We start from the raw sequence: 18,536 nt of genomic DNA, 5'->3' as shown, positions 1-18,536 counted from the left end.
CCCGTACCCCACCTCTCGTCAGGCCGTGGGCCCCGAGCCCGCCACCCTACTAGCCGGGAGTGACGGAGCGGCACCCTGCGGGGGCGCGCTGTGCACGGGCGGACGCATAGAGACATACGGCCGCGGCGGTCGCGAGGTTCAGGCTCTCGGCCCTTCCGTGGATGGGCACACGGACGACGGCGTCGGCCAGCTCCCGCGTCTCCTCGGGCAGTCCCCATGCCTCGTTGCCGAACACCCAGGCGGTGGGCACGCCCATGGTGCCCTTGTCGAGTTCGTCGTCGAGGTCGTTCTCGCCCGCGCCGTCGGCGGCGAGGATGCGCACGCCGGCGTCCTTGAGCCCGGCCACGGCCCGCTCGACGGGGACGCCGACGGCGACGGGCAGGTGGAAGAGGGAGCCGACGGAGGCGCGGACGGCCTTGGGGTTGTACACGTCGACGGAGGCGTCGGTGAGGACGACGGCCTCGGCACCGGCGGCGTCGGCGCAGCGCAGGACGGTTCCGGCGTTGCCCGGGTCACGCACGTGGGCGAGGACGGCGACCAGGCGGGGGCGGGCCCTGAGGATCGCGTCGAGGTCGGTGTCCAGGAACCGGCAGATCCCGACGAGGCCCTGCGGGGTGACGGTGGTGGAGATGTCGGCGATGACCTGCTCGGCGGCGAGGTGGACGCGGGCGCCGGCGTCATGGGCCGCCCCCACGATGTCCGGGTACCGCTCCGCCGCGTCCGGGGTGGCGAACAGCTCGACGAGGGTCGCCGTACCCCCGCTCCGGTGCCCCGCGGCCTCCCGCACGGCCTGCGGCCCCTCCGCGAGGAACAGCCGCTCCTTGCCCCGGAAGTTCCGCTTCGCCAGCCGCCGCGCGGCGCTGACGCGGGGAGAGCGGGGAGAGATGAGCTCGGGGGTGGCCGAGGGCATGCTGTTCACCTTCAGTACTTGTCGCCGCCGCAGCGGCTCAGCCACGACGGCGGACTTCGGCGGTGCCGAACTGCCGGATACGACGCGCAGTGCGTGCCGCAGCGCCGCACCGGGGGACTTGCCGACTCCAGCCGGCCCGGACACAACCGGACCCGCAGGCTTCGTAGCCTGCGGGTCCGTTCAGTCACTTCGGCCTGAGCCGACGCGGTGCCGTCGCGTCACGCGGCCTTGGGCGCGTTCACGTCCGACGGCAGGGCCTTCTGCGCGACCTCCACGAGCGCGGCGAACGCACCCGCGTCGTTGACGGCCAGCTCAGCGAGGATCTTGCGGTCGACCTCGACGTTGGCCGCCTTCAGACCCTGGATGAAGCGGTTGTAGGTGATGCCGTTGGCGCGGGCAGCGGCATTGATGCGCTGGATCCACAGCTGACGGAAGTCGCCCTTGCGCTTCTTGCGGTCGTTGTAGTTGTAGACCAGCGAGTGGGTGACCTGCTCCTTGGCCTTGCGGTACAGGCGCGAACGCTGACCGCGGTAGCCAGAGGCCTGCTCGAGGATCGCCCGGCGCTTCTTGTGGGCGTTGACTGCCCGCTTGACGCGTGCCACTTGTTAACTCCTTGTAGCGGGGCCGTGGTGGTCTTCACACGGCCCGAAACGATTGGGTCCCGGTCCTGACGTACGTACGGCGCGGACTGATCAGAAGATCGAGCGCCGTGGCGTCACTTGCCGAGAAGCTTCTTGATCTTCTTGGCGTCGCCCGGGGCCATCTCGGCGTTGCCGGTGAGGCGACGCGTCAGACGGGACGACTTGTGCTCGAGCAGGTGGCGCTTGCCGGCGCGCTCACGGAGCACCTTGCCGGAGCCGGTGACCTTGAAGCGCTTGCTGGCACCGCTGTGCGACTTGTTCTTCGGCATAGCGCCGTTCTCTCCTCGTCGGTGGCGCTCCGGTGCCCGGTCGCTAAAACCGGGCACGATGAAGCGTCGCTCTTGTATCGGTTACATCCTGGGACTGGCGTCCCGGGCTTTCCGGGGTCCGCACGTCCGCCCTGCGGCGGTCGTACGTCCGTGCGTCCGGCTCCCCCGGGGCTCACGCCCCGGGATCAGGCCTCGGCGGAAGCCTCGGCCGGTGCCTCGGCGGTCTCGGCGTCGGCGGCATTCTGCGAGCGGCCGGGGTGGGCCTTCGCTTCGGCCTTGCGGGCCTCCTGCGCCTGACGGGCCTCGGCCATCGCCTCGGTCTTCTTCTTGTGCGGACCGAGAACCATGATCATGTTGCGGCCGTCCTGCTTCGGGTTCGACTCCACGAAACCGAGGTCCTGGACGTCCTCCGCGAGGCGCTGCAGCAGTCGGTAGCCCAGCTCGGGGCGGGACTGCTCGCGGCCACGGAACATGATCGTGATCTTGACCTTGTCGCCCTGCTTGAGGAACCGGACGACGTGACCCTTCTTGGTGTCATAGTCGTGCGGGTCGATCTTCGGCCGGAGCTTCATCTCCTTGATGACCGTGTGCGCCTGGTTCTTGCGCGCCTCACGGGCCTTCATGGCCGACTCGTACTTGAACTTCCCGTAGTCCATGAGCTTGCACACGGGCGGACGGGCGTTCGCCGCGACCTCGACCAGGTCCAGGTCGTACTCCTGCGCAAGCTCCAGTGCCTTGGCAAGCGGCACGATGCCGACCTGCTCGCCACTGGGACCGACAAGTCGCACCTCGGGAACGCGAATCCGGTCGTTGATGCGGGGCTCGGCGCTGATGGATCCTCCTCGGTAGCACCTACGGCCGCCTGGCGGACGGCCGCGTATATGTCTGGGTTGACATAAGGACCAACCATCACGGCGCATGAAAAATGCCCCGGACGGGACACAGGCGGGACTCCGAGCTTTCCGGAGCACCGCCGCGGTGGACCGCGGGGCGCGCTTTCGGGCGACTCCACCGTCCGTACGGAACGGTGGTGGCCGCCTGACCGGTGACCCGCCGCCCCTAGGGGCAGCCAGGTGGGAGATCGGAGCCTCCACTTGTGGGCCGGGCAACCAAGTGTCCGGCCGGTCGTCAGTCAAGGCTAGCAGCTTCGGTCGGCCAGGGCTAATTCAGGCGAACGCACGTCCGGCACCTATCGTGTGGTGCATGAGTGACACCTCCCCCTCGGAATCCGAGGCCCCCACGGAACACCCGGATTCCGCCGCGCAGCCCGACTTCGACGCCATGACCCGCGACATCGCGGAGGTGCCCGCGGTCGAGGTGATCGTGACGGTCGCCGTCAACCTGATGAGCGCCGCCGCCGTAAAGCTCGGTCTCACCGAGGAGGGCGACAAGTACAAGGACCTGGACGAGGCCCGCAAGCTGGTGCACGCCCTCGCCGGGCTGCTCGACGCGAGCGCGACGGAGATCAGCTCCTTCCACGCTGCGCCGCTGCGCGACGGCCTGAAGTCGCTGCAGTTGGCGTTCCGCGAGGCGTCGGTCGTCCCGGACGAGCCGGGCCAGGGCCCGGGCGAGAAGTACACCGGGCCGATCTACGGCTAGGGCGAACCCGCGACCATACGGAGATCGTTCACGAACGCACGAACAGGGGCTCGCCCGGAGGCGTCGCTCCGGCCGGCAGGACTGCCAGGTCGAGGCCGCGCACCAGGCGGGCCCTCAGTGTGTCGTCGGCGGCCATCCGCTCGGCCACGGCGCGCGCGGCCTCGCCCGGGCTCGCCGCCGGGTCCAGGACGAGCGCGAGGATGCCGTCCGCCCGGCCCGGGCCGAGGTAGGCGCGCCGCACGGCGGGCTCGGCGGCCACGGCGGCCCGTACGGCGCCGGTGACGGCCGGGTCGGCGAGCGGGTCGGTCGTCGTACGGCCCTCGGCGAGGGCCAGCAGCGCGGGGCCCGTCAGTTCGAACGGCACCGGCCCGGACAGGTCCAGCACGATCGTGTCGGCCTTCTCGTGCGCGGCGGCCTGCAAGGCCTGGTGCAGCGGGACGGCGACCGGGCGGGCCTCGGGGTCCCAGCGGGCCAGCGCGTGTGTGGAGGTGAAGGCGGGCAGGGCGGTGCGGCCACCGGCCTTAAGGGTCGGTACGGCCATCTCGCTGGTCTTCTCGCGGCGCAGCCCCTTCTCGTCCTCCTCCACCTCGCCGAGGATCGCGACAACGGGGACGAGGAGCCGTGCGCTTTTCAGCGCCTCGAGGACGGGCCCCACGGCGGTGCGGTCCTCGGCCCAGGCGGCGAGCGCCGCGCTCAGCCGGGGGTCGGCCGAACCGTCGTCATCGGAGAAGCCGGAGTCGGGAATGTTCTTGTTCGCCACGGTCACCGACCCTATCGGGGGGTCTTCGCCGGGGTCGTGGCGCCCCTGAGTCACGGCGGTCACCGCTCTCACCGATTTCTCAGCGCCTCCTGACGCACCTCTCACGCCCGTCCCACGGCGCGCACAGCACGGGTGAAGACCATCGGCGGCCATGGAGTCCCGAAGAACCCACCGTCGCCGCCACGCCCGCGCCTGTAGGCGCCGGTCGTTCTTCTGTACGGCGCTGGCAGCAGCCGTCGCGGCCGGCGGTACGGCGACGGGGACGGTGTACCTGAGGGAGCGGGCACACGCCGACGCGGGCGCCGTATCGTCGGTGGCGTCGGTGACGCCCTCGGCGTCGGCCTCGTCGAGCCGGGAGGCATCGGTGGAACCTGCCGCGGAACCCTCGGTGGTCCGGGAGGCGCTGCTCAAGCGGGCGATGACGTCGGTGGCCGTGGAGGACGCGGCGGACGTGGCCGTGGCGGTCCTCTCGATGGACTCCGGGGAGAGCGCCGCGTACGGCGACGGCACCTTCGACACGGCGAGCATCGTGAAGGTGGACATCCTGGCGGGGCTGCTGCTCCGGGCGCAGGACGCCGGCCGGCACCTGACCGCGCAGGAGAAGGCGTACGCCACCGCGATGATCGAGACCAGCGACAACGCGTCCGCCTCGGCGCTGTGGAACGCGATCGGGCGCGCCGACGGCCTGGACAGCGCGAACAAACGCTTCGGTCTGACGGACACGGTCGGCGGTGACGGCACGCTGTGGGGGCTCACGCAGACCACTGCGGCGGATCAGCTGACCCTCCTCCGGCAGGTGTTCGGGGACGACTCTCAGCTGAGCGAGGCCTCGCGGTCCTATCTGCGGGGGCTCATGGGCGACATCGCCGAGGATCAGCGGTGGGGGGTTTCCGCAGCGGCGGACGGCTCCGCGTGGGCGCTCAAGAACGGATGGCTGGCGCGGAGCACGACCGGGCTGTGGGACGTCAACAGCATCGGACGGGTCACGGCCGACGGACGCGACTACCTGGTGGCGGCGCTGTCCGACGGGAACTCGACGAAGGAGCAGGGGATTTCCGTGGTGGAGGCCGCGGCGCGAGCGGCCGTGGCCGCGTTCGGGTGAGAGCGCCGTAGCACCGCGGGGCGCCTACGGGGCGCTTGCGCGGCTCCTCCACAGCAGTACCGAAGCCACCAGCAGTGCCACGCCCAGGGCGCCCGCCAGGGAGCTCGCCCAGCCCGGGGAGTCCGAGGCGGCGGCGGCCGCGTCCGGGCCGGAGCCGAAGTATTCCTTGCCGTACGCCGCCGGGCGCAGGTTGTCCGGTCTGAGGCCGGCCGCCGCCTTGATGGCTGCCGCGGGGTCGATGAAGCCGAAGCCGCGGGAGTCGTCCCGGCCGCCGGTGGGGACGTTGCGGGCGGTCTTCTCCAGGAGTTGCTTGATCTGGGCCGGGCCGAGTCCCGGATGGGCGGCCTTGATGAGCGCCACGGCGCCCGAGACGAAGGCGGACGCCGCGCTCGTGCCCCATCCCTCGTAGTACTTGCGGTCCGGGTCGGCGATGACGACGTCGACGCCGGGGGCGCTGACCGTGGCGTACCAGCGGCGGGTGGAGAAGGAGGCGCGGGTGCCGTCGCTGTCGACGGCGGTGGCGGCGATGACGCCCGGGTAGGCCGCCGGGTACGAGGTGTGGTCGCCGAGCTCGCCGCCGTTGCCGGCCGAGGCGACGACGACCGTGCCCTTCTTCAGCGCGTACTGGATCGCCTCGTCCTCGGCCGCTTCGGGGTGCGCGGAGTCGGAGTCGTCACCGAGGGAGAGGTTGATGACGTCGGCGCCGTGGTCGGCGGCCCAGCGGATGCCTTCGGCGAGGGCGTTGCCGCGGGTGTTGCGGGCCTTCGCACGGGCCGGGTCGCCGTCCTCGAGGATGACGCGGACGGGGAGGATCTTCGCCTCGGGGGCGACGCCGATGACGCCGTCGGTGTCGCCGATGCCGTGGCCGTGCCCGGCGATGATGCCCGCCATGGCGGTGCCGTGCCGGGCCCAGGGGCGGTCGCCGCGCCGGGCGCCGAAGCCGACCAGGTCCTTGGCGGGGAGGACGTTGCCCGCCAGGTCGGGGTGGGTGTCGTCGACGCCGGTGTCGAGGACGGCGACGGTGATGCCCTTGCCCTTGGTCGTCTGCCAGGCCTGCTGGATGTGCAGGGCGTCGAGGGCCCACTCCTGGGCCCGGATGCCGTCGGCGTGGGCGGCGGTGGCGGGCAGCACGCAGAGGGCGGCGGTGAGGAGGAGGGTGAGCAGGCGCGCGCCGGTCGTACGGGCCCTCATGAGGGCTTCTCCGTGGCCGAGGTGAAGGTCTTGCGCAGGGCCGCCTCGACACGGTCGGCGAGGCCGGCCGCGTCATTGCCGAGCCCCGCCTGTGCGGGGGCCGTGGTGGCGCCGGTCTTCACGGCGTTCTCGGCCGGCTCGGGTTCGGTGACGGTGCGGCCGTCGGCGAAGCCGGAGACGGCGTAGACGACGACGGGGGCGTCCGTGAGGACGGATATCGTCCAGGACGCGCGCTGGGCGTCGCCGAAGCCCGCCGCGACGGTCCCCTCGGCCGCGTACGGGCGGGGCATGAGGTCGGTGCGACGGTCCAGGCCCTCGTCCTTGAAGCGGCTGGCGAGGGCGCCCATGGCGGCGGCGTCGGCCCGTGTGAACAGCAGTCCGACGGTGGTGACCTGACTGCGGGTCGCATCGGTGTAGGTGGCGCGCAGCAGGCGCAGGCAGCCGACGGGGGCCAGGGCCTTGCGCAGGAGCGGGTCGAAGGCGTCCGCGCAGCCGCTGTCGGGGGCGACGGCGATACGGGTCCAGGTGCGGTCGGCGCCGCCGGGGCCCGCGCCCGGGCCGTTGACGGTGGGCGGGAAGAGCCGGTCGACGGGGACGCTGTGCCACAGGGTTCCGGCGACGGCGTACGCACCCCGCGCACCGTTCGGTGAGTCGTCCCCGGTGAGCCAACTGCCGGTCACGGCACCGCCGATCAGCCCGAGCCCGAGGACGAGGCAGGCGGCGGACGCGGCGACCCGGGGGCGGACGCGGGCGCCGAAGGGCAGCCGCGGCCTGGGGGGTTCGACACCGCGGGTGTCGGGCTGCGCGAGGGTCACGAAGGGCCGCGCCGGTTGGACGGGCCGCAGCCGCGCGGTGGTCTCCACGATGCCGGGGGCGTCCGCGGCGGGGGCGGCGCCGACGGCCGGGGGCGCATCGGGGAAGCGTGCGGTGGCCGCCGGCGGGGGCGGACCGGGGGCGTCGGCGTGCGGGTCGCGCTGGACGTCCGCGAGCCGGCGATACTCGGGGGCGGGCCGCGCCGACGGTTGCCCGTCACCACCGGGTCCGCCCTGGGGGACGTCGGCGGGCCGCTGGGGCCCGTCCGCGCCGAGCCTGAACGGCCGCGCGACGGCACCGGTCCGGGCGGACGCACCGACCGCACCGGGACCGGCCGGGGGACGGGCCGTACCGGAAGGGGCCGAGGGCCCGGCCGCGGCGGAGTGCCCGGGGGCGTCCGCCGTGTCCGGCCGGCGAGAGGTGCCCTCCGCACCGGAACTGCTGAAGAACTCGTCCGTACCGGGCCGCACCGGGGCCCCGGCCGCGCCGGACCCGGTCGCGGTCTGCCTCCGGGGCGGCTGCTCGGGGCGGGACGGGACCGGCGGGAAGGGCGCACGGACCGGCGGCGTTCGCCGCGGTGCGGCCGGGACCTGCGGGCCGGACGGGGGTGCCGCCACGGGCGGCTGCTCCGGGCGGGGCGGGATCGTTCCGGCGGAGCCGTTGCGCTGCGTCGGCCGAGATCGGTCGCCTCCGGGCGCCGAAGTGCCGTTCGCCCCCACGGGCCGGACACCCGGCGTCGTCGTCGACGGGCGCGGCGCAGGCACGGAGGCGTCGGAGCGCGTCGCCGGGCGGGGCGGAGTCGCCGGCTCGTCCGGTGCCGTCGACGGACGGCGCGCAGTCATGGGGTCGCCCGGCGGCGTGGCCGGGCGGGGCGGGGTCGAGGGGCGCGGAGGGATGGAGGCGCGGTGCGCTTCCGTGCTCATGCACCCCCCGTTTCGTTGTAGCCGGACCTCCCGGGACGTCCCGGGTGTTCGACCGCCCAGGGCGGACGGCCGGTGGGCGTGGTGCGGACGCCGGCCCGCCCTGGGCAGACATACCCGCGCGAGCGGGCGCCCATCCCAGGCGTACGCGCCCGAGCGGAGCAGCCGCTTGCCCACGTGCGCGTCACTCTACGGGTTGATCCGCCTCGAACGGGAACCGGTCCACGTCACCGGCGGCATCTGCCCGGATCGTCCCCCTACCCTGCGGTAATCGCATCTGGCAGGCTGCGTCCATGACTGCCCGCGCCGCAGACCGGGCCCGCTACGACCGGGCCACCGCTCATCTCGACGCCCCTGTCGCCATCGTGGACCTGGAGGCGTTCGACGCGAACGTCGACGACCTGCTCCGCCGGGCCGGCGGCAAGCCGATCCGTGTCGCCAGCAAGTCCGTACGCTGCCGCGCTCTGCTCGAACGGGTGCTCGCCCGGGACGGTTTCGCGGGCATCATGTCCTTCACGCTCGCCGAGTCCCTGTGGCTGGCCCGTTCCGGTTTCGACGACGTCCTGCTGGCCTACCCCTCGGCCGACCGCCAGGCGTTCGCCGAACTGACCGGCGACCCCAAGCTCGCCGCCGCCGTCTCGGTGATGATCGACGACCCGGCCCAGCTGCGCCTCATCGAGGACGCCCGCCGGGGCGGCACCGAAGAGGTGCGTGTCTGCCTGGAGTTGGACACCTCGCTGAAGCTGCTCGGCGGCCGGGTCCGCGTCGGCGCGCGCCGCTCGCCGCTGCACTCCCCCGAACAGGTCGCCGAGATGGCCCGGACGGTGGTCCGCACGCCTGGTTTCCGGCTGGTGGGCATCATGGCGTACGAGGGCCATGTCGCCGGTGTCGGCGACGCGGTGGCCGGGCGTCCGGTGCGGTCGCGGGCCATCCGGCTGATGCAGGCCACGGCGCGCAGGGAGCTCGGCAGGCGGCGCGCGGAAGTGGTGCGCGCGGTCCGGGCCGTGGCGCCGGACCTGGAGTTCGTCAACGGAGGCGGCACAGGCAGCGTCCAGCACACGGCCGCCGAGGACGCGGTGACCGAGGTAGCGGCGGGGTCCGGGCTCTACCAGCCTCGGCTGTTCGACAACTACACCTCGTTCCACGGCCGTCCGGCCGCCCTGTTCGCCCAGCCGGTGGTGCGCAGGCCCGGCGTCGGGGTGGTGACCGTGCTGGGCGGCGGCTACCCCGCGTCGGGCGCCGCGGGCCCCGACCGGCTGCCCGTGCCGTATCTGCCCGAGGGGCTGAAGTACGACCCGCAGGAGGGGCCCGGCGAGGTGCAGACGCCGCTGCTGGGCTCGGCCGCCGACGACCTGCTCATCGGCGACAAGGTGTGGTTCCGGCACGCCAAGGCGGGCGAGCTGTGCGAGCGTTTCGACGCGCTCCACCTGGTCGAGGACGACCGGGTCACGGCGACCGTGCCGACGTACCGCGGCGAGGGGCACACCTTCCTCTGACGCTGCCACCGGCACCGGCGCCAGGCGCCGGTGCCGCCACTCGGGTCGCCCTGATGCCGCCGTGACCCGGTCACGAGGCCGAGGCCCGCTACAGGGGCGTGACGTACGCGCCCGCGATTCCGCCGTCCACCAGGAAGTCGGTGGCGTTCACGAAGGACGAGTCGTCGCTGGCGAGGAACGCGACCGCCGCGGCGATCTCCTCCGCCTCCGCGAACCGGCCGACCGGGATGTGCACCAGACGGCGCGCGGCCCGCTCGGGGTCCTTGGCGAACAGCTCCTGCAGGAGCGGGGTGTTGACCGGCCCGGGGCACAGCGCGTTGACCCGGATGCCCTCCCGCGCGAACTGCACGCCCAGCTCGCGGGACAGGGCGAGGACGCCGCCCTTGGAGGCCGTGTACGAGATCTGCGAGGTGGCCGCGCCCATGCGGGCCACGAACGAGGCCGTGTTGATGATGGAGCCCTTGCCCTGGCGCCGCATGTAGGGGATGGCGGCCTTGCAGCACAGGTAGACGGAGGTCAGGTTGACCTCCTGGACCCGCTTCCAGGCCTCCAGGCCGGTCTCGAGAATCGAGTCGTCGTCGGGCGGGGAGATGCCCGCGTTGTTGAAGGCGACGTCGACGGACCCGTAGGTGTCGTAGGCCGCCTCGAACAGCGCCTCCACCTGCTCGGGATCGGTGACGTCGACCTTCACGAACAGCCCGCCGACCTCCTCGGCGGCGGCCTTGCCGCGGGTCTCGTCGATGTCGCCGCAGACGACATGGGCTCCCTCGGAGGCGAGCCTGCGCGCACTGGCGAGACCGATGCCGCTGCCGGCACCGGTGACGACGGCGGTACGGCCGGCCAGGCGGCGGCAGACGGTGTCAGGGATCTGAGCGGTCACTGTGCGGGGCCCTCCGTGCTGATGAAGACGTTCTTGGTCTCGGTGAAGGCGGTCAGGGCGTCCGGGCCGAGCTCGCGGCCGATCCCCGACTGCTTGAAGCCGCCGAAGGGGGTCCAGTAGCGGACGCTGGAGTGGGAGTTGACGGACAGGTTGCCCGCGCGGACGGCCTGGGAGACGCGCAGCGCGCGGCCGACGTCCCGGGTCCAGATGGAGCCGGAGAGCCCGTACGGCGTGTCGTTGGCGAGCCGGATCGCGTCGGCCTCGTCCTCGAAGGGCAGGACGACGGCGACCGGGCCGAAGACCTCCTCGACGGCCACGCGCGCGCGGGGGTCGACGCCGGTGAGGACGGTCGGCGGGAACCAGAAGCCCGGCCCCTCGGGTGCCTTGCCGCGGATCCCTTCGGCGTCCGCGGGGACGTACGAGCGGACGCGCTCCAGCTGTGTCCTGGAGATCAGCGGGCCCATCTGGGTGTTCTCGTCGGCCGGGTCGCCGACGAGGACCGACTCGACGGCGGGGGCGAGCAGGTCGAGGAAGCGGTCGTAGGCGGAGCGCTGGACGAGGATACGGGTACGCGCGCAGCAGTCCTGGCCGGAGTTGTCGAGGAACGACATGGGGGCGGTGGCCGCGGCGGTCTCGAGGTCGGCGTCGGCGAAGACGATGTTGGGGCTCTTGCCGCCGAGTTCGAGGGTGACGCGCTTGAGCAGGGCCGAGCCCTTCGCCAACACCTGTTTGCCCACGGCCGTCGACCCGGTGAAGACGATCTTCGTCACGCCCGGGTGCTCGACGAGCGCGGCACCCGCGACGGGGCCGTGGCCGGGCAGCACCTGGAACAGACCTTGTGGCAGGCCCGCCTCCAGGGCCAGTTCGGCCAGGCGCAGGGCGGTGAGCGGGGTCGTCTCGGCGGGCTTGAGCAGCACCGCGTTGCCCGCCGCGAGCGCCGGGGCGGCGCCCCATGCGGCGATCGGCATCGGGAAGTTCCAGGGCGCGATGACGCCCACGACACCGAGCGGTTCGAGAATCGTGACGTCCAGGCCGCCCGGGACGGGGATCTGGCGCCCGGTCAGGCGCTCGACTCCGCCGGCCGCGTAGTCGAGCAGGTCACGGACGTTGCCGGCCTCCCAGCGGGCGTTGCCGATCGTGTGGCCCGCCTCGCGGACCTCCAGCTCGGCCAGCTCCTCGAGGTGTTCGTCGACGGCCCGGGCGAACCGGCGCAGCAGCCGGGCCCGGTCGCCGGGCGCGAGCGCCGCCCACCGGGACTGCGCCCGCGCGGCCGTTACGACGGCGGCGTCCACGTCGGCCGCGGTGGCGACGGGGACGGTGGCGACGACCTCCTCGGTGGCCGGATTCAGTACCTGCAGATCGAGCTCGTTCGACACGACGTTCGGCACGAAAGAACCCCTCACATGCGTTCGAAGGAGCGGCGCAGCTCCCAGTCGGTCACCGCGGCGTCGAAGGCGGCCAGTTCGACGCGGGCCATGTTGCTGTAGTGCCCGACCACCTCGTCGCCGAAGGCGGCCTTGGCGAGAGCGCTGTTCTCCCAGAGTTCGGCGGCCTCGCGCAGGGTCGTGGGCACGTGCGCGTACTCGGCGGTGTAGGCGTTGCCGGGGCACGGCTCGGGCAGTTCCAGCTTCTGCTCGATGCCGTACAGCCCGGCCGCGACCATCCCCGCGACGGCGAGGTGCGGGTTGACGTCGCCGCCGGGGACCCGGTTCTCGAAGCGCGTGGAGCGTCCGTGTCCGACGACCCTCAGGGCGCAGGTGCGGTTGTCGTACCCCCAGGCGACCGCGGTCGGGGCGAACGATCCCGGCTGGAAGCGCTTGTAGGAGTTGATGTTCGGCGCGTACAGCAGCGAGAAGTCGCGCAGGGCGGCCAGCTGGCCGGCGAGGAAGTGCCGCATGAGCTGTGACATCCCGCCGGGGTCGCCGGGCTGGCCGGACATGGCGTTGTGGCCGTGCTCGTCGGCGAGCGAGAGGTGGATGTGGCAGGAGTTGCCCTCACGCTCGTTGTACTTCGCCATGAAGGTGATCGAGACGCCTTCCTGGGCGGCGATCTCCTTGGCTCCGGTCTTGTAGATGGCGTGCTGGTCGCAGGTCACCAGGGCGTCGTCGTAGCGGAAGGCGATCTCGTGCTGGCCGGGGTTGCACTCGCCCTTGGCGGACTCGACGGTCATCCCGGCGCCGGCCATTTCGTTGCGGATGCGGCGCAGCAGGGGCTCGATGCGACCCGTGCCGAGTACGGAGTAGTCGATGTTGTACTGGTTGGCCGGGGTCAGGCCCCGGTAGTTCGCGTCCCAGGCCTGTTCGTAGGTGTCCTTGAAGACGATGAACTCCAGCTCGGTGCCGACCTGGGCGGTGTGGCCGAGGGCGGCCAGGCGTTCCAGCTGGCGGCGCAGGATCTGGCGGGGCGCGGCGAGCACGGGTGAGCCGTCGTTCCAGGCGAGGTCGGCGATGACCATGGCCGTGCCCTCGTGCCAGGGCACCCGGCGCAGGGTGCTCAGGTCCGGGCGGAGGGCGAAGTCGCCGTAGCCGCGGTCCCAGGAGGACATGACGTAACCGTCGACCGTGTTCATCTCGGTGTCGACGGCGAGGAGGTAGTTGCAGCCCTCCGTGCCGTGCTCCAGCACCTCGTCGAGGAAGAATCGCGCGGCGAACCGCTTGCCCTGGAGGCGCCCTTGCATGTCGGGGAAGGCCAGGACGACAGTGTCGATCTCGCCGCCCGCGACGAGGGCGTGCAACTCCTCGAGCCCGAGCGGGGATGTGCGGTCTGCCACGGGAGGTCTCCTTCGGGTCCGCCGGAAGTCATAAGGTATTTCCGAGAACCATTGCTTGGGAAGGGGGCACGGCCGGATGTCGCAGGCGGAACCCGACGGCCTCGCCGCCGGCGTGCGGGACCGGTTGACGCCGGTGCTGCGGCCGGTGCGGGCGGGCAACGGCTTCGAGGAGGCGCTGGAGCAGATCCTCCAGGTGGTCCGCCTGGGGCTGGTGCCGGGCGGCGAGCGGCTGCCCGCGGAGCGGGAGCTGGCGGAGCGGCTGGGGATCAGCCGGGTGACGCTGCGCGAGGTGCTGAAGGTGCTCCAGGACCAGGGCCTGGTGGAGTCGCGGCGCGGGCGCTACGGCGGCACGTTCGTCCTGCCACGGGTGGACGCGGGCGGTGAGGACGAGCTGCGCCGGCGCATCGACAAGGTCGACATCGAGGACGTGCTGCGCTTCCGCGAGGTGCTGGAGGTGGGGGCGGCGGGCCTGTGCGCGACGCACGGCCTCACGGACGAGCAGGCGGCACGGCTGCGGGAGGCCCTGGCCGGCACCCAGGAGGCGCCGCTGACGGAGTACCGGCGCCTGGACACGCTGCTGCACCTCACACTGGCGGAACTCGCCGGGTCACCGTCACTGACGGCGCAGTACGCGGCCGTACGGGCCACGGTGAACGACCTGCTGGACTGCATCCCGCTGCTGGTCCGCAACCTGGAGCACTCGCAGCGGCAGCACGAGGCGCTGGTGGAGGCGGTGCTGGACGGGGACGCCGACGGCGCGCGGGAGATGATGCGGGAGCACTGCGCGGGGACGGCGGCGCTGCTGCGGGGCTTCCTGGCCTGAGCCCCGCCCTTGTAATGGTATTACCGTTGGCCATTGGAGCTCTGGGAGGCCCGTATGACCGGACGGCCGCTGATCGGCGTGAGCACGTATCTGGAGGCCGGGGCACGCTGGGGCGTCTGGGAGCTGGAGGCCGCGCTGCTGCCGGCGGGTTATCCGCGGCTCGTGCAGCGGGCCGGCGGGCTCGCCGCGATGCTCCCGCCGGACGATCCGGCGCAGGCGGCGGCGACGGTGGCCCGGCTGGACGGTGTGGTGATCGCGGGTGGTCCGGACGTGGACCCGGCCCGCTACGGCGCTGACCGCTCCCCGCGCACCGGGCCGCCCGCGCCCGAGCGGGACGCCTGGGAACTTGCGCTGATCGGGGCGGCGCTGGCGTCCGGCACGCCGCTGCTCGGCATCTGCCGCGGGATGCAGCTGCTCAACGTCGCCCTGGGCGGCACACTCGTGCAGCATCTCGACGGGCACGTCGTCCAGGTCGGCACATTCGGCGGGCACACGGTCAAGCCGGTGCCGGGCACGCGCTACGGGGAGTTGGCGCCGGAGTCGGCGTCGGTCCCGACCTACCACCACCAGGCCGTGGACCGCCTCGGGGACGGACTGGTGATCTCGGCGTACGCGGAGGACGGCACGCCGGAGGCGGTCGAAGTGCCGGGTGCCGCCTGGGTGCTGGGTGTGCAGTGGCACCCGGAGATGGGCGAGGACGTCCGGGTGATGCGGGCACTGGTCGAGGCGGCGTCCGCCCGCGCCTAGGCCGCGCGCCATCCTTGCGCTCATCTTCCACGTCGGCCGTGGCCTCATCCCCGCTTCGGCCCTGGCTTCGTCCCCGCTTCGGCCCTGGCTCCGTCCCCGCGTCGGCCCTGGCCTCGCCCCGCGTCAGCCCCGGCCTCTGTGCCGGTCAGCCCTGCCCGCTGTGCCGCGTCAGCCCCAGCAGATCCCGTCCCGGACCCGTCGGACGGTGCCCGGTGCGCCAAACCGCTCGCAGCGCGCGGTCCAGGCGTACGCCGTCGACCGGCACGCTCACCAGGCGGCGGGCCGAGAGTTCCTCGCCCACGGCGAGTTCGCTGAGGACCGCGGGGCCCGCGCCGCTCACCGCCGAGGCCTTCACCGCGGTGGTCGACGACAGTTCGAGCAGGGGGCGGGCAAGGCCGCCCAGGGCCGCGGCCAGGACCTGACGGGTACCCGAGCCCTCCTCCCGGAGGATCAGCGGCGTCGAGGCCAGTTCCCCGGCCGTGAGCGGCCCGCGGCGGCGCGCCCACGGGTGCCCCGGCGCCGTCACCACGATGAGCCGGTCCCGGGCCACGACCGCCGCGTCCAGGCCCGTCGGCACGGAAAGCCCCTCCACGAAGCCCAGGTCGGCCTCGTCCGCGAGCAGCCGTTCCGCGACCGCCGCCGAGTTCCCGGCCAGCAGCGACACCGCCGTGTCGGGCCGCTGGGCGCGCAGGGCGATCAGCCAGCCGGGCAGCAGGTACTCCGCGATCGTCATGCTTGCGGCCACCCGCAACCGTGAGTCCCGCCGGCCCCGGAGCGCCTGTGCCCCCGCGTCGAACGCCTCCGCCGCCTCCACGATCCGCCGCGCCCAGTCGGTGACCAGCGCCCCCGCGTCCGTCAGCCGGGACCCCCGGGGCGAACGGTCCACCAGGGCCACCCCGAGCTGCCGCTCCATCGACCGGATCCGGCTGCTGGCCGCCGGCTGGGTGATCCCCAGCTCCCGCGCGGCCCGCCCCAGGCTGCCCAGCCGGGCCACGGCGAGCAGCAGCTCCAGTGCCCCGAGATCCGGCACCCGGTGCGCCAGACCCGCCCCCGGAAGTCCCGCCTCAACAGCCTCAGCCATAAACACAGCTTATGCCCACATAGAAGCGTGATCCCTGGTGCCGGCCACTATCCGGCGGGACCGTGCATCCATGGTCACCGCAGCCCAGCCTCCAGGGTCCTTCTCACCGAGATCCGTGAGAGACGCCCTCCCCCTGCCCACCCGCCCCCGGCGTGCTCACGCCGTCCGGCACCTCGGACCGAACTGGTACGCCTCCGTGATGGGCACCGCGATCGTGGCGACCGCCGGCTCCGGTCTGCCCGGTGCCGCGCACGTGCCGGGGCTGCGGACCGTCTGCACGGCCGTCTGGGCGCTGGCGTCGGCCCTGCTCGCGGCCCTGCTCGTCGCCCGCGCCCTGCACTGGGTCCACCACCGCGACCAGGCCCGCGCGCATCTCCTGGACCCCGCCATGGCGCCCTTCTACGGCTGCCTGGCCATGGCCCTGCTCGCCGTGGGCGGCGCCACCCTGGCAGTCGGCCGGGACTGGACGGGGCCGGGCCCCGCCGTGGCCGTGGACGCCGTCCTGTTCACCGCGGGCACTGTCATCGGTCTCGTCGCCGCCGTCGCCGTGCCCTATCTGATGGTCGCCCGGCACCGCATCGAGCCGGACCAGGCAAGCCCCGTGTGGCTGCTGCCCCTGGTCGTCCCCATGGTCTCCGCGACCCAGGGTCCGCTGCTGGTCCCGCACCTGCCCGCCGGCCGGCCCCGCGAGACGCTGCTGCTCGCCTGTCTCGCCCTGTTCGGGTCGAGCCTGCTGGCCACGCTCGTGACCCTGCCGCCGATCCTGACCCGGCTCATCACCGCCGGACCGCTGCCACTTCCCCTGACACCGGCCCTGTTCCTGGTGCTGGGCCCGCTCGGCCAGTCCGCCACCGCCGTCGGCACCGCCGCGGATGTCGCACGCGGCGCCGTACCCGCCCCTTACGCCGAGGGCTTCGCCGTCCTCGCCGTGCTGTACGGCGTCCCGGTCATGGGCTTCGCCCTGCTGTGGCTGGCGCTCGCGGCCGCGCTGGTGGTGCGGGCCCTGCGGCAGGGCATGGGCTTCGCCATGACCTGGTGGGCGTTCACCTTCCCGGTCGGCACCTGTGCCACCGGCGCGGAGGCGCTGGCCCGGCGCACGGGGCTCGCCGGCTTCGACGGTCTCGCGGTCGGCCTGTACGCGCTGCTCGTCGCCGCGTGGGCCGTGGCCGCCGTCCGGACCGCGCGGGGTGTCGTCAGCGGCGAGCTGCTCGCAGCGCCCGGGCGAGGACGTGTGGCGCCTCGGTCAACGAGGGCCCGTACCAGGTGAGGTGGCGCCCGCTGAGCAGTGCGCACGGCAGCCCTTCGAACGCCTCCGGACCGTCGTCGGCGCTGAAGCGGTACGGCTCGTCGGGCAGCACCACCAGGTCGGGGGCGGCGTCGCGCAGCTCCTGAAGGGGCACCTTCGGATAGCGCTCCGGGTGCGTGCGGTACAGGTTGCCGACGCCGAGCCGGGCCAGGACGTCCCCGGCGAAGGTGTCCCGGCCCAGCACCATCCAGGGTCTGCGCCAGACAGGGACGACGGCGGTCCTCCGGGTCCCCGGCTCCGGCAGCCGTGACCACGCCGCCTCCGCCTCGTCCAGCCAGCGGGGCCGGGCCGACGCGCCGCACGCCGCCACCACCCGCTCCAGCTCGCGGAAGGCCTGCGGCACGTTCCGCACCTCGGTGACCAGGACGTTCAGGCCCGCCTCGCGCAGGGCGGCGAGGTCCGGTCCGCGGTTCTCCTCCTCGTTGGCGAGCACCAGGTCGGGGGCGAGCCCGACGATCCGGTCGACCTTCGGGTTCTTCGTGCCGCCGATCCGGACGACGTCGAGGCCGGCCGGGTGGGTGCACCAGTCGGTGGCGCCGACCAGTGCGCCCGGCACGGAGACGGCCACGGCCTCGGTCAGCGACGGCACCAGTGAGACGAGCCGCATCCTGCCTCCTCGGGCCCCGACGGTAGCGGCAAGCAGGTCAGCGTCGGCGCGGCCGGTCCTCGACCGCCTCGATGTGGTCCGCGACCGCGACCACCACCACGCGGGTGTCCGGCACGGTCGCCCGCCAGCGGTGCCGCACTCCCCCGCTCAGGTACAGCGTGTCCCCCCGCCCGAGCCGGTGCGCCCGGCCCTCCGCCTCCATCTCGACGGCGCCCTCGACGACGTACATCAACTCGTCGTTGCGGTGCTGGAATTCGCGTCCCTCGTCGTGGTCCCCGATGAACTCCATCGCGTGCAGTTGGTGGTGCCCGCGCACCAGCGGGCGCACCCGGGCCTGCCCCGGCGGAACCGCTTCGTCGTCGGCGCGCAGTACGTCCACACTGCACGCCGGGTCGGCCGCGGCCAGCAGGTCGACGGCGGTGGTCCGCAGGGCGTCGGCGATCCGCTCCAGGGAGGGCCGGCTGGGACGCGCCCGCTCGTTCTCCACCTGGCTCAGGAAGGGCACCGACAGGCCGCTGCGCTCGGCCACGACGGCGAGGGTGAGCTCCAGCGCGCGGCGCCGCCGCCGTACGGCCGCGCCGACCCGAAGGGGCTGCTCTTTGTGGTCGCCCATCGCTCCGG

Annotated in this window: 19 protein-coding genes; 6 read left to right on the top strand and 13 right to left on the bottom strand. The window is 73.3% G+C overall.

Going from position 1 to position 18,536, the window contains the following annotated elements; genetic code table 11:
* Positions 1 to 49: 49 nt before the first annotated feature.
* From ACZ7L1_RS14805 to infC, 4 genes are all read right to left on the bottom strand, one after another.
* Entirely contained in the window at positions 50 to 910 is an 861-nt protein-coding gene (locus ACZ7L1_RS14805) for a TrmH family RNA methyltransferase (RefSeq protein WP_471437273.1), read from the bottom strand.
* 218 nt (positions 911 to 1,128) lie between these two features.
* Entirely contained in the window at positions 1,129 to 1,512 is a 384-nt protein-coding gene (gene rplT / locus ACZ7L1_RS14800) for a 50S ribosomal protein L20 (protein ID WP_004002577.1), read from the bottom strand.
* Positions 1,513 to 1,625: 113 nt separating this feature from the next.
* Positions 1,626 to 1,820 carry a 50S ribosomal protein L35 gene (gene rpmI / locus ACZ7L1_RS14795; RefSeq protein WP_007829094.1) on the bottom strand — a complete coding sequence of 65 codons (195 nt, stop codon included), beginning with the start codon at positions 1,818 to 1,820 and terminating at the stop codon, positions 1,626 to 1,628.
* Between the two features lie 185 nt (positions 1,821 to 2,005).
* The gene (infC, locus tag ACZ7L1_RS14790; RefSeq protein WP_471437411.1) at positions 2,006 to 2,653 is read right to left on the bottom strand and encodes a translation initiation factor IF-3; all 648 of its coding nucleotides are present in this window, start codon (positions 2,651 to 2,653) and stop codon (positions 2,006 to 2,008) included.
* A 370-nt stretch (positions 2,654 to 3,023) separates the two neighbouring features.
* On the opposite strand from infC, the gene ACZ7L1_RS14785 reads away from it, so the two are divergent.
* Positions 3,024 to 3,419: a DUF1844 domain-containing protein gene (locus ACZ7L1_RS14785; protein WP_471437271.1), complete on the top strand. Its 396-nt coding sequence runs from the start codon at positions 3,024 to 3,026 to the stop codon at positions 3,417 to 3,419.
* A 28-nt stretch (positions 3,420 to 3,447) separates the two neighbouring features.
* Here ACZ7L1_RS14785 and ACZ7L1_RS14780 read toward each other — a convergent pair whose 3' ends face one another.
* Positions 3,448 to 4,179, bottom strand: coding sequence for an SseB family protein (locus ACZ7L1_RS14780; protein WP_471437269.1), 732 nt, complete (start codon positions 4,177 to 4,179; stop codon positions 3,448 to 3,450).
* A 151-nt stretch (positions 4,180 to 4,330) separates the two neighbouring features.
* Here ACZ7L1_RS14780 and ACZ7L1_RS14775 point away from each other — a divergent pair, with 151 nt between their 5' ends.
* Positions 4,331 to 5,281: a serine hydrolase gene (locus tag ACZ7L1_RS14775; RefSeq protein ID WP_471437267.1), complete on the top strand. Its 951-nt coding sequence runs from the start codon at positions 4,331 to 4,333 to the stop codon at positions 5,279 to 5,281.
* A gap of 24 nt (positions 5,282 to 5,305) precedes the next feature.
* On the opposite strand, the gene mycP is transcribed toward ACZ7L1_RS14775, so the two are convergent.
* Together mycP and ACZ7L1_RS14765 are read right to left on the bottom strand one after the other, a co-directional pair.
* Entirely contained in the window at positions 5,306 to 6,472 is a 1,167-nt protein-coding gene (mycP, locus tag ACZ7L1_RS14770; RefSeq protein ID WP_471437265.1) for a type VII secretion-associated serine protease mycosin, read from the bottom strand.
* Positions 6,469 to 7,902, bottom strand: coding sequence for a hypothetical protein (locus tag ACZ7L1_RS14765; RefSeq protein WP_471437263.1), 1,434 nt, complete (start codon positions 7,900 to 7,902; stop codon positions 6,469 to 6,471). Before ACZ7L1_RS14765 ends, mycP begins: the two co-directional genes overlap by 4 nt.
* Before the next feature lie 596 nt (positions 7,903 to 8,498).
* On the opposite strand from ACZ7L1_RS14765, the gene ACZ7L1_RS14760 reads away from it, so the two are divergent.
* Positions 8,499 to 9,701 (top strand): amino acid deaminase/aldolase, encoded by a 1,203-nt coding sequence (locus tag ACZ7L1_RS14760; RefSeq protein ID WP_471437261.1) that lies wholly within the window; start codon positions 8,499 to 8,501, stop codon positions 9,699 to 9,701.
* Between the two features lie 88 nt (positions 9,702 to 9,789).
* On the opposite strand, the gene ACZ7L1_RS14755 is transcribed toward ACZ7L1_RS14760, so the two are convergent.
* The 3 genes from ACZ7L1_RS14755 to ACZ7L1_RS14745 are packed head-to-tail and all read right to left on the bottom strand — an operon-like array spanning position 9,790 to position 13,351.
* Positions 9,790 to 10,581 (bottom strand): 3-oxoacyl-ACP reductase, encoded by a 792-nt coding sequence (locus ACZ7L1_RS14755; RefSeq protein ID WP_471437259.1) that lies wholly within the window; start codon positions 10,579 to 10,581, stop codon positions 9,790 to 9,792.
* Positions 10,578 to 11,957, bottom strand: a complete 1,380-nt coding sequence (locus ACZ7L1_RS14750) for an aldehyde dehydrogenase family protein (protein ID WP_471437410.1) — start codon at positions 11,955 to 11,957, stop codon at positions 10,578 to 10,580. Before ACZ7L1_RS14750 ends, ACZ7L1_RS14755 begins: the two co-directional genes overlap by 4 nt.
* 23 nt (positions 11,958 to 11,980) lie before the next feature.
* Positions 11,981 to 13,351, bottom strand: coding sequence for a glutamine synthetase family protein (locus tag ACZ7L1_RS14745; RefSeq protein WP_471437257.1), 1,371 nt, complete (start codon positions 13,349 to 13,351; stop codon positions 11,981 to 11,983).
* Between the two features lie 76 nt (positions 13,352 to 13,427).
* On the opposite strand from ACZ7L1_RS14745, the gene ACZ7L1_RS14740 reads away from it, so the two are divergent.
* Both ACZ7L1_RS14740 and ACZ7L1_RS14735 read left to right on the top strand, forming a co-directional pair.
* Entirely contained in the window at positions 13,428 to 14,174 is a 747-nt protein-coding gene (locus ACZ7L1_RS14740) for a FadR/GntR family transcriptional regulator (protein ID WP_471437255.1), read from the top strand.
* A gap of 54 nt (positions 14,175 to 14,228) precedes the next feature.
* The gene (locus ACZ7L1_RS14735; protein WP_471437253.1) at positions 14,229 to 14,921 is read left to right on the top strand and encodes a gamma-glutamyl-gamma-aminobutyrate hydrolase family protein; all 693 of its coding nucleotides are present in this window, start codon (positions 14,229 to 14,231) and stop codon (positions 14,919 to 14,921) included.
* Between the two features lie 145 nt (positions 14,922 to 15,066).
* On the opposite strand, the gene ACZ7L1_RS14730 is transcribed toward ACZ7L1_RS14735, so the two are convergent.
* Positions 15,067 to 16,002: a LysR family transcriptional regulator gene (locus ACZ7L1_RS14730; RefSeq protein ID WP_471437251.1), complete on the bottom strand. Its 936-nt coding sequence runs from the start codon at positions 16,000 to 16,002 to the stop codon at positions 15,067 to 15,069.
* A 70-nt stretch (positions 16,003 to 16,072) separates the two neighbouring features.
* Between ACZ7L1_RS14730 and ACZ7L1_RS14725 the strand changes: the two genes are divergently transcribed.
* Positions 16,073 to 17,269, top strand: coding sequence for a TDT family transporter (locus tag ACZ7L1_RS14725; protein WP_471437249.1), 1,197 nt, complete (start codon positions 16,073 to 16,075; stop codon positions 17,267 to 17,269).
* Here the strand turns inward: ACZ7L1_RS14725 and ACZ7L1_RS14720 are convergent.
* Positions 17,196 to 17,915 carry a helical backbone metal receptor gene (locus tag ACZ7L1_RS14720; protein ID WP_471437247.1) on the bottom strand — a complete coding sequence of 240 codons (720 nt, stop codon included), beginning with the start codon at positions 17,913 to 17,915 and terminating at the stop codon, positions 17,196 to 17,198. The genes ACZ7L1_RS14725 and ACZ7L1_RS14720 overlap by 74 nt on opposite strands.
* A 37-nt stretch (positions 17,916 to 17,952) precedes the next feature.
* The gene (locus ACZ7L1_RS14715; RefSeq protein ID WP_471437245.1) at positions 17,953 to 18,528 is read right to left on the bottom strand and encodes a helix-turn-helix domain-containing protein; all 576 of its coding nucleotides are present in this window, start codon (positions 18,526 to 18,528) and stop codon (positions 17,953 to 17,955) included.
* Positions 18,529 to 18,536: the final 8 nt, after the last annotated feature.

Source organism: Streptomyces sp. NPDC107546 (assembly GCF_055639175.1).
This window is presented reverse-complemented; position numbering and strand designations above follow the sequence as displayed.